Here is a 13,046-nt window from a genome sequence, read left to right on the forward strand (position 1 = left end):
GTGCAGCGATGACGATTTCGGCAGCAGGTAACCGCCCCACGAATTTCAACGATACGAACCCGAATGCGACGCCGGACGGCCAGCTAACGGACCGGCAAACACGAGCCCCGTCATTTGGCGCATCGCGCGGCGCACGAACCGGAGAGGACGAGCGGAAGGGTTCGACGCAAATTCAAGGTGTGACGTCCCAGACGCAGAACGCAAGCACGCTCGCGCATCAGCCCCGCCCCCCATCCGCCTTTGCGAGCCTCGTCTTCAAAACGCGCCGGGCCGCCGCGACCATGCACCCGTCCGGCGCGGCACCATTGCCTCCGGACGTCGCCCGAAGGGAAGGGTCGGCCCACGGTGTCCGACCGGGCGCAGACGCTGCGGCCAACCGGCCGGCAGCGCCTCTGGTTGCGAGCGGTACGCCTCCCGACGCCCGGGTCAAGCGGCAGACGCCTCCCGTTCACGATCCGTTTGAGGACACTTACCAGGCTTACGCGGGTTCCGCCGCAGGAGAGAATGGCCTGAATATAGAAACCCTCGATTCGGCGGCCAGGCAGCCGGATGTGCTGGATGATCAGTGCGCGGGTCTGTCCTGGCTGGCCATGCACAAGATCATCGAGGGTCGCTCGCTCGACTTGATGGGAGCGACCGACGCTGTTTATCGGCGCCTTCTTGCGCCCTCAACGCGGTCGTCGACACTCGACGAAATTCACCGTCTGCAAACGGCGCACGAGGATGCGCCGCCGAGTGATGTGCCAGGCTACGAAATGCGCCAGGGCCGCAATGAATTGACAACCCCCGGAGCTCTCGTCAACGATTTGCAACGTCACTTTTCGACCCCACTTCCGTCGCACGACGGGTTGGGCACGGCGCAGGATACGTTCACGGACGTGACCTTGAGCTTTGGGGACGGAAGTCACCATGCGATCATCATCCAGCGAGTCAACCGGTCGGCAGACTACCGGAACGATGAATACCAGCTTTACGACACAAGTCACGGCGCGTTCAGATATCAAGGCTTCGACTCGCTCGCCACCGCCATCAACGCGCTCTACGAGCATGGTTACGCGAATTTCGGCGGCGTTACCGAGGCATGGACGACCTACTATGCAGACCCGCTCACCTGGCGCGCCTATACCGGCGTCGCGCCGGACGCCCACCGGGAAATGATGCAGAATGCCGCGCTTCGCGCTTTCGGCAACGAGCGGCCCCCCGTGCTCGCGCCGACGGATCCGGGCCAACTGCCTCCGCCTCCGGATTTCGACCAGCCGGACCCGTCAGGCTGGGACGGCGGACCACGTACCGAATTCAGGCGAGCCACCGGCGTGGACCAGCCTGATCATCCATTCGCGCTTTTCCGGCCGTCGCAGACGAGTCCCGCTCAGCTCAAGGAGCAGCAGGGCTTTTCGGTCGAAGACACCCCGCTTCACAATACCAACCTTGACCTGCACGACTCCATCGTGGCGGGCAACCCGGCGGCCACCGACGGCGGCGGCTACGTCGGCACGTTCACCGGACGGGCCGCGGCGCAGGCGCGTATCGATGCGACGGCCGCGAAGAAGGGCTACGTCTATTACGTTGCTCCGTCGCCCAACATGGTCGACGTACAGGGCAGTCTTGGCAGCGAGCACGCGCGTGCCCCGCGCGACGGCGAAGTGGCTGCAATGGGCCATCTCGACTACACGCAGATCCGCGGCTGGCAGAAGTACGAGAACGGCAAGCTGGGGCCGTACGTCGCCAACCCGGACTATCGCTGGGATATCTATGACGAGACCCGCACTGCCGGTGCGCAACCGCAACTGGCGCATTTCTCGCCGGACAACCCGGCGTGGGCCGACGCCGAGCATCGTCCGTTCGTCACCCCGTTCCAGCAGGACGGTAAGACACTCTACCGGCCGAACGAGAATCCCGCCCTGATGCAGGCGAGGTTCTACCAGCATGCAAATGCCGACATACAGCAAAGAGTGAATGACCAGGCGAATCATCTCGCCTATCGGGGCCCCGTGACCATCGGAACGGACTGGGCCAATGGCGGCGCCGACAATCAGGCGCGACTGAACTTCGCCGCAGGCTATCCCTCCATCGACCGGTCGCCGGCCAACGGCGGAGAAGACCGCTTCCGCATGGGCGACGACGGCCGCATCCATCTGGCAAGCGATTACAACAAGGTGCTGCGCATCGACGGCGACGGGAATGCATACATCGGTTCGAATCCTGGCGCCGGCAGCCTCAACGGCGTGTTTTTCCATGATCCGAAGACCGGTGCCATGATTCACGTCGAGGACCGCAAGCTGCTCACGGAAGGCGCCGTAGCCTATACGCCCTACGTCGCGCCGCCCCAGGGGCGGTCCGGACTGACGGCCCGGCAGAGCTGGCGGTTCAGCGATTCGTCCGGAAACAACGTGGAACCTCCGGTCCCCCTCGCCACGTTCAGGAACTCCACGGCAGGCAGTCCCGAGCAGCTTTACCGGTTCTACCAGAACCCGGACAGCGCGTTGCCGGACGGCGTGTCGCATTTCGTCACCAGCGTGCCTGGCGTGAAGTCGCAGCAGGGCTCCGGTTTCCTGTTTTATCCGGATCACATTGCGCAGGGCAATGCCGCCGCCGCCCGCCAATGGCTTACGGCGCACAACGCCGCGTGGCTGTTCAAGGATGGCTTCTACGCCGTAGCGAGCGGCCCCACTACGCTGGAGGTGCGCACGTTAGGCGGCACGCCGGTATGGCGCGCGCAGATCGATCCAGCGACGGGGCACGAAACCTACCTGATGCTGCAAAACGGGATCACGTCGAATTACGACACGCCCGCTCGAACGTGGCAGCGTGTGCTGGACAACGAGAAGCGGGACGACTTGCTGCGCCGGCGCACGGGTCAGAGCTACATGTGAATTGCCTGTGAGTGCCCGCGGTCGATAGCGGGAAATTCCGGCACGCTCAGCACGATTTCCGCGTCTCTGTAACAATCGCTACATTCGCCGCGCGCCCGCCTGAAAGCCTCGAAAGCCGTACTCAGGCCGTGCGCGCCTCACGCCACACAACCCTGCCGCTCCCGCGCCGCGCTCCTCGACTCGTGCGGTGCGTCGGCATGCTTAACCCGACGAGCCACGCCTTGTCCGACAAACCCAGTCTCTCCGCCACCCGGCCTTTCCCTGCGGACGCCCCGCTGTCCGCCGCCAACCGCCGAGCATTGGCCGCGATCATGCTCGGCGTCGCGCTCGCCACACTCGATACCGCGATCGCCAATACCGCGCTGCCCTCCATTGCCGCGGATCTGCATGCGGCGCCCGCGGCGTCGGTGTGGATCATCAACGCATATCAGCTCGCGATGGTCGCGACTCTGCTGCCGCTCGCCGCGCTCGGCGATATCGTCGGGCATCGGCGGATCTGCATCAGCGGGATTGCGCTCTTCACGCTGGCGTCGCTGGCGTGTTCGCTGGCGTCGACGCTGCCGCTGCTCGCTGCCGCCCGCATCATGCAAGGGCTCGGTGCGAGCGCGATCATGAGCGTGAATACCGCGTTGATCCGCTACCTGTATCCGCCCCACCGGCTCGGACGCGGCCTCGGCACCAACGCGCTGGTCGTCGGCGTATCGTTCGCGGTCGGGCCGACGGTGGCGTCACTGATTCTGTCGGTCGCGGCATGGCCGTGGCTGTTCGCGGTCAACGTGCCGCTCGGCCTGCTGGCGCTGGGTTTCGCATGGCCGGCGTTGCCGCACACCGAGCGCGGCAAGCACAACTTCGATCCGGTCGCGGCGCTTCTGAACGTCGTTACTTTCGCTGCGTTGATCTTCGCGCTCGGCGAGGCGGCCCAGCGTGCTTCGACACAACTGGTGCTGAGCGCGGCGGCGATCGCGGTGGTGTTCGGGCTCCTGCTGATTCGCCGCGAAACCGGCCACCCGGCGCCGATGCTGCCGGTCGATCTGTTCAGGCGGCCGGTGTTCGCCCTGTCGGCGGTGACGGCCGTATGCTCGTTCGCCGCGCAAGGGCTGGCGTTCGTCTCGCTGCCGTTTTACTTCGAGGGTGTACTGCATCGCAGTCAGGTCGAAACCGGCTTTCTGATGACGCCATGGCCGGTGGTGGTCGCGCTGGCCGCGCCGCTGGCGGGCAGCCTGTCCGATCGCTATCCGCCGGGCTTGCTCGGCGCGATCGGCCTCGCGGTGCTGTCGGCGGGCATGGCGTCGCTGGCGCTGCTGCCGGTTCATCCGCATGTTCTCGACATCGGCATCCGCATGGCGGTTTGCGGCGCGGGCTTCGGCTTCTTCCAGTCGCCGAATCTGAAAGCATTGATGGCGAGCGCACCGCCCGAACGCAGCGGCGGCGCGAGCGGCATTGTCGCGACCGCGCGGCTGCTTGGGCAGACCACCGGCGCGGCGCTGGTCGCGTTGAGCTTCGGGATTGCCGGCCGGCATGGGCCGACGCTGGCGCTCGGCAGCGGCGCTTTCTTTGCCGGCGCGGCAAGCCTGGCGAGCGGGTTGCGCCTGCTCGTGCCGTCGCATCGGTCGGGCGGGCATGCGAAAGCGTCGATGAAATGAAAAAACGGGCGCGCTGGGGTGCAATTCAGTGCGTCCGCTTTGTTCTGGCTGATTCCTGCGGCTTTACCTAACCGCGCCTAACCGCGCGCGACCGTGCCAAACACTCAGCGTGCCGCGAAATACGCTTTCACCGCGGCAATAAACGTATCGATATCCCCACGCGTCACATCCTTATGCGTCACGAATCGCGACGCGTACAGCATCTGCGTGAGAATACCGCGCTCCTTGAGCCACGCTTCGAGCGGCGCGCAATGCTGCTGCGGAAACTGCGCGAACACCATGTTGGTGGCGACCGACTGCACCTTGACATGCTCGATGCCTTCCAGACCCGCTGCCAGATGCGCGGCGTGTGCGTGGTCGTCGGCGAGACGCGCCACATTGTGATCCAGCGCGTACAGGCAAGCCGCCGCCAGGATGCCGGCCTGACGCATGCCGCCGCCCAGCACCTTGCGCCAGCGCTGCGCCACGTCGATCAGCGCCTGGCTGCCCACCAGCACTGAGCCGACCGGCGCACCCAGTCCCTTCGAAAAACAGATCGAGATCGAATCGAACGGCTCGCACAATGCGGCGACCGGCTTGCCCGAAGCAACGGCCGCGTTGTAGACGCGCGCGCCGTCGAGGTGAGCCGACAGGCCGCGCTGACGCGCCAGATGCACTGCCTCGTCCACATAAGCGGGCGGCAGCACCTTGCCGCCGATGGTGTTTTCCAACGCCAGCAGCCGCGTGCGTGCGAAGTGATTGTCGATGGGCTTGATCGCGGCGGCGATCTTCTCTAGCGGGATCGAACCGTCCGCGGCATTCTCGAGCGGCTGCGGCTGGATGCTGCCGAGCACTGCCGCGCCGCCGCCTTCGTACTTATAGGTATGCGCGAGTTGGCCGACGATGTATTCGTCGCCGCGCGCGCAATGCGCCATCAAGGCGGCCAGATTGCTTTGCGTGCCGCTCGGAAAGAACAGGCCCGCCTCCTTGCCGGCGCGCTCGGCAACCGTGGCCTGCAGACGCAGCACGGTGGGGTCGTCGCCCCAGACGTCGTCGCCGACTTCAGCGGCCGACATGGCCGCGAGCATGGCGGGAGTCGGACGGGTTACGGTATCGCTGCGCAAATCGATCATTGTGTGTCCCTGTGCGTCCATGAATGACCGCCTGCGGCGGCCGGTCGCCGCCGCTGCGCCGCTATCGACGCAGCGAACCTGCCGCAGGCAGTTTAGCCACACAGTATATTCAATTCGCGCAGCGCCGAAATCGCGCTAAAAAGATGCGTCACCCACCCGACTTCGGCAGCCACGCGAGCGGATCGACCGGCTGGCCGTTCTGACGGACCTCGAACTGGATCGACGCCACGCCGCGGCTGTCCACCCCGACTTCGCCGATGGTCTGCCCTTGCGCGACCGCGTCGCCCTCCTTCACCAGCAGCGTGCTGTTCTGCCCATACGCGGTGATCAGCGAATCGTCGTGTTTGATGATGATGAGCGGGCCATACGCCTCGATACCCGAGCCCGCATAGACGACGCGGCCGGTGGCGGCAGCCTTGACCGGATCGCCCGGTCTTCCGCCGATCACGATGCCGTTCGACTTGCCCGGCGCGAAGGCTTTCAGCACCGGTCCACGCAGCGGCCATTGCAACACGCCTTGCTGCGGTCCGGCGGACGCCGTCGGGGCGCCGGGCGCCGCGGGTGAACCATTCGGCCCGACGGCGACCGGCGGCGTCACCACGCTGCCCGAGGCCATCGGCGGAGACACCCGCAATACTTGCCCTGGAGTAACCGCGGCGTTGACCGCGAGGCCATTCCACGCGGCGATTTCCTGGGGTTTGCGACCGTAGGCCGATGCAATGCCGCCGATCGTGTCGCCCGGATTGACCCGGTAGAAACCGGCAGGAACGGGAACCGTGCTGAGCGTGGTCGGACGTGACGGCGTGCTGCTGTAAAACGGCGTGCTCTCCCACGGCATGGTCGTGCAGCCGCTGAACATCACGCCGAGCGCGGCCGCTGTGAGCCACCGGATCCCCGTTAATTGCCATGGTCTTGTCATGTGATTTTCCTCGACTCTTCGTTCAATCAATCGGATTCAATCGATGGCCAAGCATTTGCCATGCCGCCCGTCTCGAAGGCCCGGCAGCGGTTAACCATTATGCCGCCGTGCGCGGCGACGACCGCCCCACATGGCATCGGCCTTCCGCCAACGTTCAGACGCTGCCCTCTGCCTCCACCACCAGAATGCGCGCCGCGCCGAGCGGATGGGCCACATGTTCGGTGCCCACCGCAGCGTAAAACACGTCGCCCGTTTCGAGAACGGCCGACTGTTCGACACCGCCTTCGCGATAACGCATCTCGACGCGGCCATCGAGCACGGCAAACACTTCCTCGCCATCGTTGACATGCCACTTATAGGGCTGATCGGTCCAATGCAGGCGCGTCGTAATGCCGCCCATGTTGGCGATATCGAGCGCGCCCCAGGCGCGCGTCGCGGTGAAATCCCTGCTGCGAATGATCTTCATGGTCACCAGGCCGTGGAGGAAAGACAACGTCGCCAGTCACGGCCCACGGGGCATGGCGGGCCGCTCATGCCAGCGCGAGTCATGTATGGCTGGCCTCATTATAGGTGCGGCGGCTCGCCTGCTCGCTGGCGTCGGGCCGCGCGGCCCATTCGTGTGATTATTGAATCCTTTGAGCCCTGCCCTATACTCAGTCTTGCTGCCACGGCCCGCCGTACGCAAAAACGTCTGAATTCTGCAAGGGAGTTGAGGATGAACAAAGCCACTTTTCTGGCCGTGCAGCTCAACGTGGACGACATTGCGGCGTCGCCCGGTCTGGTGGAACTCCTGAACACACACCTGGTTTTCGCCGCCGACGTGGCCGAGGCCGCCGACGCGCTGGTACAGTTGGCAAGCATCGCGGGATTGTCGAGCGGCGTCGAAGCCAGCGTCGAGATCCCTGCCGTGGCGATCGAGCGGCTGCGCGAGGCGCTCGACAATCTGAGCGGCTACGACGAATCCTGGCTGCTCGCGCTCGAACCCAGCCGTGCGCTGTTCGATGAAATAGGCCGCCGGCATCGTCCGCTGCATTAGACGTTCGTTCCCGATTACACCCGCATTGCCGCGCACCCGGCGTCCGCTCACCGGCGCCGCTGGTCCGCCCCGTTTCACTCACCGCCTGGCCTGCCACACTACCCGGCCTGCTTCACTGTCGGCACCGTTTGCAGATTTCGGGCGACTCAACCGGAGGACCGCCGTGAAAAGTCTCCTGAACCGCCGCAGCGTGCTGGCAGGCCCATCGCATCTCGTGCAGGATGCGCGAGCAAGCGCCTGCGCTCCTTCATCGCCCGACGACAACGAGGGGGCAACGCTTGCCGCGGCAGCCGAGGCGGCTTGCGCGGACGCCGCGGCGCCGGCCTCGTCGCCGAGGCCGGCCCGTCCCGTGACGACCTTGCGGCCGGTGCCCGTGGTGCCGTCGCAGGTCAGCTCACGCGGCGTGCAGATCGCCGACACGGCGGAGGTCGAGTGGCTCGCCGAAGAAGAAGCGCTGACGCCGTTCCGCGTGTTCCGCAGCTTTGCGTATTCGGTCAGCCTGCTGTTTCACGCGAAGGAACTGGCGTACTACGTCGCCCTGTATCAGGACGGCTCGCTGTGGCGCGCGCTCAAAGCCGCCGATCTCGAAGCCGCCGAAGCCGCCTTTCATCATTTCGAAGAACAGGCGACGCGACTCTCGGACGGCGAAACGCGCCGCGCCCAGTTGGAGGCGCAGAACGAACAGCTGGCGCGGATGATCGCCCGGTCCGAGGTACAGGCTGAGCGGCTGCGCAGCGAGCTGCAAAGGCGCGGCACGCAGGAGCAGACGGTAGCGAGCCGGCAGCATCAGGTGCGCAAGGATGTTTCGCAACTGGAAGCACAACGCGTAGCCGCGCAGGCGCATCTGAACAAGACGCATCGGCAGATTCACCAGCTCAATCTGACTAGCAACGAAGCGATTCCGCATCTGCCGAGCCGCTGAATCGCCGGCGGCGAAAACCATGCGCCGCTGTTCGCAGCAATAGACAGATAGCGGCACATGCCTGCGGCCGTGCCGCGCCGTAAACGACAAACGCCGCCCGGCAATCCGGACGGCGTTTCCATTTGCGCGCCGCCTGCTATCCAGGCAGGCGGCGATTCCAACAGTTTCGGCGTGAATTAGTTGCCGAAGTAGACCGAGTTACGGTCGGTGCTGCTCACCGGGCGGCCAGCTTGCGAGGTGCCGACGGCGGGGGCGCCGTAACCGCTGTTCACGGCCTGAGCGGTGCCGTTTTGAGCATCGACACGCGCTTGGGCAGCCTGGATATTAGCCGGGTAGTTGATCTGATCGCCCGCCGGGTTGTAGCCGGCCTTTTCCAGTTGAGCCAGTTCAGCGCGAACTTGAGCGCGCGTAACCGGCTGATTCGATTGAGCAAACGAAGCGACCGGGGCAACCAGAGCGGCGGCAACGACAACTGCAGAGATAAGGGACTTCATGATGTAAACCTCCAGAACTTGTTTTTAATGCGCTTCGGACTTAGTGTCTCGCAGCGGTTAAGTAGAAGTTTAGGAGTGTCGACACCTAGGGGAAACCCCTAAAACGACGAAACTCTATTTCGAAAATCGCAATAGTAGCCGACGCGCCACGCCGTGCGGCTATCTGCCCAATAGCTTTCAGCAATAATTCGCTATCTCAATTTCAAGCACTGGCGCTGCCCGGCGCGCCTTGTCATAAGGACGCGCCGGGCAGCCATTCAAACGCTCAGCTCCAGTTCGCGTGAAAGCTGCCCGGCTTGTCGATACGTTCAAAAGTATGCGCACCGAAGAAATCGCGCTGCGCCTGCACGAGGTTCGCCGGCAGGCGTTCTGAACGATAGGCGTCGAAGTACGCGATCGCCGACGCGAAAGCCGGCACCGGCACGCCCGCGTTGACCGCCGCGATCACGACTTCGCGCAAGGCCGACTGGTAGTTCTTCGCGATGTCGCGGAAATAGGGATCGAGCAGCAGATTGGCGATCGCTTTGTCCTTCGTATAAGCGTCCGTGATCTTTTGCAGGAAGCGGGCGCGGATAATACAGCCGGCGCGGAAAATCTTTGCGATCGTGCCGTAGTCCAGATCCCACTTGTACTCTTCCGAGGCGGCGCGCAGTTGCGCGAAGCCTTGCGCGTACGAAATCACCTTGCTGAAATACAACGCGCGCCGCACCGATTCGATGAACGCCTCACGCTCGGCGCCGAGCGGCTTGGCCTGCGGCCCTTCCAGCACTTTGCTCGCGGCCACGCGCTGCGTCTTCAGCGACGACAGCACGCGCGCGAACACGGCTTCGGTAATCAGCGGCAGCGGCGCGCCGAGGTCGAGCGCGTTCTGGCTGGTCCACTTGCCGGTGCCCTTCTGCGCGGCGCGATCGAGAATCACGTCGACCAGATCCTTGCCGGTTTCTTCATCTTTCTTGCTGAAAATCTTCGCGGTGATTTCGATCAGATAGCTGTCGAGCTCGCCCTGATTCCACTCCGTGTAGACCTTGCCGAGCTCCTCGTTCGAAAGTCCGACCACCTGCTTGAGCACCGCGTAGCTTTCCGCGATCAGCTGCATGTCGCCGTATTCGATGCCGTTGTGCACCATCTTCACGAAGTGGCCCGCGCCGTCCGGTCCCATGTAGGCGACGCATGGCTCGCCGTCCGGCGCCTTCGCGGCGATCTCGGTGAGAATCGGGGCCACGAGGTCGTAGGCGTCGCGCTGGCCGCCCGGCATGATCGACGGGCCTTTCAGTGCGCCTTCTTCGCCGCCCGACACACCCGTGCCGATGAAGTGCAAACCTGACTTCGCGAGATCCTGATTGCGCCGGATGGTGTCGGTGAAATGCGTGTTACCGCCGTCGATCAGAATGTCGCCCTTGTCCAGCAGCGGTTTCAACTGGTTGATCGTGGCGTCGGTGCCCTCGCCCGCCTTGACCATCAGCAGAATGCGGCGCGGCTTTTCCAGCGACTCTACGAATTCTTCCAGCGTGAAGGCCGGCACCAGCTTCCTGTCCGGATATTCGGCGATGAGTTCGTCGGTTTTCTCGCGGCTACGGTTGAACACCGACACCGCATGGCCGCGGCTCTCGATGTTGAGCGCCAGATTGCGGCCCATGACCGCCAGCCCCACCACGCCGATTGCCTGTTTGCTCATGTGAATTCTCCAGAGTCCAAAAAATGTCGTGACGCCGCGCCGGAAGGAACATCAGCGGGACGTCGAGGGTGAAAGAATAAAAGAAATGCCGACTTGCCGCTGACCGGCAGCCGGTGGGCAGCGCGCCACTCGCTGCGTCGAACGTTTGTCAGACCCGCGCCGCGTCCGTGCGTTTCCGGAACACCAGACTGAAATTGTTGGCCGGCATGGCGAGCGGCTCATCGCACACGAATCCGACCGAAGCGCCCAGGCCCACCACGGTTTCCATGTCGCGCACGCCCCATGCCGGGTCGCGGCTGCGCAACTGCTGATCGAAAGCATCGTTGCTCGGCGACGTATGCGCGCCGCCGCGTTTGTAAGGACCGTACAGATACAGCACGCCGCCGCCGACGAGACGGCGGCTCGCCCCCGCGAACAGCGCCTGCGTCGCGCTCCACGGCGAGATGTGAATCATGTTGATGCACACCACGGCGTCCAACGTGTCTACGCCCCAGTCGGGCTGATGCACGTCGAGCGCGAGCGGCGCGCGCACGTTTGCGAGCCCTTCGTGCGCGATCCACGCGGCGATCGAAGCGCGCGCGGCAGGATCGGCATCGCTTGGTTGCCAGTCGAGACCGGGCATGGCGCGGGCAAAGCAGACGGCATGCTGGCCCGTGCCGCTCGCGATTTCGAGCACGCGGGCGGTGGCCGGCAGTGCTTCGCGCAGCACGGCGAGAATCGGTTCACGGTTGCGTTCGGCGGATGGCGAACGTTGCCGCAATGCCGCTTGGGAATCCGTCATGTTCACCTTAGGTTTCAGTACAAGGCCGTGCGCACACGTTCAGCGAGCTCGCGGTCATAGGTGGCCGCGTCGAACTGCATGCCGTTGATGCGCCGGTGAATCTCGCCCGCGCTCGGCAGCCGCGAACGTTCGACGTAATGCGCCGGATCCCACAGTTTCGAGCGCACCAACGCTTTCGAGCAATGAAAATAGACGCTGTCCACGTCGATCAGCAGCACGGTGCGCGGCAGTTTACCTTCGACGGCAAAACTGTCCAGCCATTGCGGATCATTGGTAATGCGGCCGCGGCCGTTCACGCGCAGGCTCTCGCCCACGCCGGGAATGATGAAGAGCAGCGCCAGACTCGGCTCGGCGATGATATTGCGCAGACTGTCGAGCCGATTGTTGCCGATACGGTCCGGCAGCGCGAGCGTGCGTTCGTCGACGATGCGCACAAAACCCGGCGCGTCGCCGCGCGGCGAACAGTCGAGGCCTTCCGGCCCGGCGGTGGCGAGCACGGCGAACGGCGCGACTTCGATGAACGCGCGATAGTCTTCATTGATGTACGGGATCTCTTTACGCACTGCGCGCTCGTGCGGCTGACCGTAGAGGGCTTCGAGTTGCGCGATCGTCGTCAGCATGGGTTGTCCTTTCGAGGTGCGTTTCTGTCGGAGCAGCCTGTTCAATCCAGCGCCAGCCGGGCGGCCAGCTCGGTCAGCGTATCGGCGCACGGCGCCGCGATTTTCAGCGACAGCAGCGGGTCCGCGCGCGTACGCCCCAGGTTGATCGCGACCACCGGCTTGCCCTGCTTCTGCGCCCACACGCAAAAGCGGAAGCCGGAGTAGACCATCAGCGACGAGCCGACCACCAGCACGGCGTCCGCCGCGTCAAGCGCATGCGAAGCCGCTTCTACGCGCTCCTTCGGCACGCTTTCGCCGAAGAACACCACGGCCGGCTTCAGCAAGCCGCCGCAGTTCGGGCAGGCCGGAACGCGGAAGCCGGCAAGATCGTGCCATTCGAGATGCGCGTCGCCGTCCGCGGCGGTTTCGGCCGTCACGTTCAGAAGCGCGGGATTGTCCGCTTCGAGCGTCTGCTGGATCGACGCGCGCGAGTGTTGCATGCCGCAGTCCAGACACGTCACACCGTTGATACCGCCGTGCAGTTCGATCACCTCGCGGCTGCCCGCCCGCTGATGCAAACCGTCGACGTTCTGCGTCACCAGCGTCGGCACGTGACCGGCCGCTTCGAGCCGGGCGAGCGCGGTGTGTGCCGCGTTGGGCTCGGCATGCGCGACCACCGGCCAGCCGACCATGCTGCGCGCCCAGTAGCGCTGGCGCATGGCGGGCGTGCCGAGAAACTCCTGGAGCGTGATAGGTGGCGAACGTTTCCATTCGCCATTGTCGTCGCGATAGCCGGGAATGCCCGAATCGGTGCTGATGCCCGCGCCGGTCAGCACGAACAGCCGTGGATAACGTTGCACGAAACGATGCAGATCGTCCAGCGTATGCGATTCATTGAGAGGTTCGAGAGGCGCGGACTGAAGGTCGGTCATGACGGAGCATGGTGAAGGGCTGCGGCGCTCGAGGCGAAACCCTGAGCGCCGTTCAACGGC

General features: G+C 64.7%; 12 protein-coding genes. 4 read left to right on the forward strand and 8 right to left on the reverse strand.

Annotated features, from left to right (window positions below; genetic code table 11):
* Positions 1–179 precede the first annotated feature (179 nt).
* Together NE850_RS05950 and NE850_RS05955 are read left to right on the forward strand one after the other, a co-directional pair.
* Positions 180–2,873 (forward strand): enterotoxin A family protein, encoded by a 2,694-nt coding sequence (locus NE850_RS05950; RefSeq protein ID WP_310698527.1) that lies wholly within the window; start codon positions 180–182, stop codon positions 2,871–2,873.
* A gap of 275 nt (positions 2,874–3,148) precedes the next feature.
* A complete protein-coding gene (locus tag NE850_RS05955) occupies positions 3,149–4,516 on the forward strand; it encodes an MFS transporter (RefSeq protein WP_197740304.1) in 1,368 nt (455 codons plus the stop codon).
* Between the two features lie 104 nt (positions 4,517–4,620).
* On the opposite strand, the gene ltaE is transcribed toward NE850_RS05955, so the two are convergent.
* The 3 genes from ltaE to NE850_RS05970 form a co-directional block, all read right to left on the reverse strand.
* The gene (gene ltaE, locus NE850_RS05960; protein ID WP_035516512.1) at positions 4,621–5,628 is read right to left on the reverse strand and encodes a low-specificity L-threonine aldolase; all 1,008 of its coding nucleotides are present in this window, start codon (positions 5,626–5,628) and stop codon (positions 4,621–4,623) included.
* 148 nt (positions 5,629–5,776) lie between these two features.
* A complete protein-coding gene (locus NE850_RS05965) occupies positions 5,777–6,547 on the reverse strand; it encodes a peptidoglycan DD-metalloendopeptidase family protein (protein ID WP_007176578.1) in 771 nt (256 codons plus the stop codon).
* Between the two features lie 154 nt (positions 6,548–6,701).
* The gene (locus NE850_RS05970) at positions 6,702–7,013 is read right to left on the reverse strand and encodes a cupin domain-containing protein (RefSeq protein ID WP_007176577.1); all 312 of its coding nucleotides are present in this window, start codon (positions 7,011–7,013) and stop codon (positions 6,702–6,704) included.
* Positions 7,014–7,262: 249 nt separating this feature from the next.
* On the opposite strand from NE850_RS05970, the gene NE850_RS05975 reads away from it, so the two are divergent.
* Together NE850_RS05975 and NE850_RS05980 are read left to right on the forward strand one after the other, a co-directional pair.
* The gene (locus NE850_RS05975; RefSeq protein ID WP_007176576.1) at positions 7,263–7,583 is read left to right on the forward strand and encodes a hypothetical protein; all 321 of its coding nucleotides are present in this window, start codon (positions 7,263–7,265) and stop codon (positions 7,581–7,583) included.
* A gap of 163 nt (positions 7,584–7,746) precedes the next feature.
* Positions 7,747–8,505, forward strand: coding sequence for a DUF2968 domain-containing protein (locus NE850_RS05980; RefSeq protein WP_007176575.1), 759 nt, complete (start codon positions 7,747–7,749; stop codon positions 8,503–8,505).
* Between the two features lie 176 nt (positions 8,506–8,681).
* Here NE850_RS05980 and NE850_RS05985 read toward each other — a convergent pair whose 3' ends face one another.
* The 5 genes from NE850_RS05985 to NE850_RS06005 form a co-directional block, all read right to left on the reverse strand.
* Positions 8,682–8,999 carry a DUF4148 domain-containing protein gene (locus NE850_RS05985; protein WP_007176574.1) on the reverse strand — a complete coding sequence of 106 codons (318 nt, stop codon included), beginning with the start codon at positions 8,997–8,999 and terminating at the stop codon, positions 8,682–8,684.
* Between the two features lie 265 nt (positions 9,000–9,264).
* The gene (gene gndA, locus NE850_RS05990; protein WP_007176573.1) at positions 9,265–10,674 is read right to left on the reverse strand and encodes an NADP-dependent phosphogluconate dehydrogenase; all 1,410 of its coding nucleotides are present in this window, start codon (positions 10,672–10,674) and stop codon (positions 9,265–9,267) included.
* A gap of 148 nt (positions 10,675–10,822) precedes the next feature.
* Positions 10,823–11,455, reverse strand: a complete 633-nt coding sequence (locus NE850_RS05995; RefSeq protein ID WP_007176572.1) for a DUF938 domain-containing protein — start codon at positions 11,453–11,455, stop codon at positions 10,823–10,825.
* Positions 11,456–11,469: 14 nt separating this feature from the next.
* Positions 11,470–12,075 (reverse strand): pyridoxamine 5'-phosphate oxidase family protein, encoded by a 606-nt coding sequence (locus NE850_RS06000; protein WP_007176571.1) that lies wholly within the window; start codon positions 12,073–12,075, stop codon positions 11,470–11,472.
* 41 nt (positions 12,076–12,116) lie between these two features.
* Positions 12,117–12,986, reverse strand: coding sequence for an NAD-dependent protein deacetylase (locus NE850_RS06005; RefSeq protein ID WP_007176570.1), 870 nt, complete (start codon positions 12,984–12,986; stop codon positions 12,117–12,119).
* Between the last annotated feature and the right edge of the window lie 60 nt (positions 12,987–13,046).

This window comes from Paraburkholderia sp. USG1, assembly GCF_031570135.1.
GTDB lineage: Bacteria > Pseudomonadota > Gammaproteobacteria > Burkholderiales > Burkholderiaceae > Paraburkholderia > Paraburkholderia dioscoreae.

Bases quoted from the DNA above. Each gene is read 5' to 3' on its own strand.
- gndA (WP_007176573.1), bottom strand. From the start codon at position 10,674: ATGAGCAAACAGGCAATCGGCGTGGTGGGGCTGGCGGTCATGGGCCGC.
- NE850_RS06005 (WP_007176570.1), bottom strand. From the start codon at position 12,986: ATGACCGACCTTCAGTCCGCGCCTCTCGAACCTCTCAATGAATCGCAT.
- NE850_RS05975 (WP_007176576.1), top strand. From the start codon at position 7,263: ATGAACAAAGCCACTTTTCTGGCCGTGCAGCTCAACGTGGACGACATT.
- NE850_RS05965 (WP_007176578.1), bottom strand. From the start codon at position 6,547: ATGACAAGACCATGGCAATTAACGGGGATCCGGTGGCTCACAGCGGCC.
- NE850_RS05985 (WP_007176574.1), bottom strand. From the start codon at position 8,999: ATGAAGTCCCTTATCTCTGCAGTTGTCGTTGCCGCCGCTCTGGTTGCC.
- NE850_RS05970 (WP_007176577.1), bottom strand. From the start codon at position 7,013: ATGAAGATCATTCGCAGCAGGGATTTCACCGCGACGCGCGCCTGGGGC.
- ltaE (WP_035516512.1), bottom strand. From the start codon at position 5,628: ATGATCGATTTGCGCAGCGATACCGTAACCCGTCCGACTCCCGCCATG.
- NE850_RS06000 (WP_007176571.1), bottom strand. From the start codon at position 12,075: ATGCTGACGACGATCGCGCAACTCGAAGCCCTCTACGGTCAGCCGCAC.
- NE850_RS05995 (WP_007176572.1), bottom strand. From the start codon at position 11,455: ATGACGGATTCCCAAGCGGCATTGCGGCAACGTTCGCCATCCGCCGAA.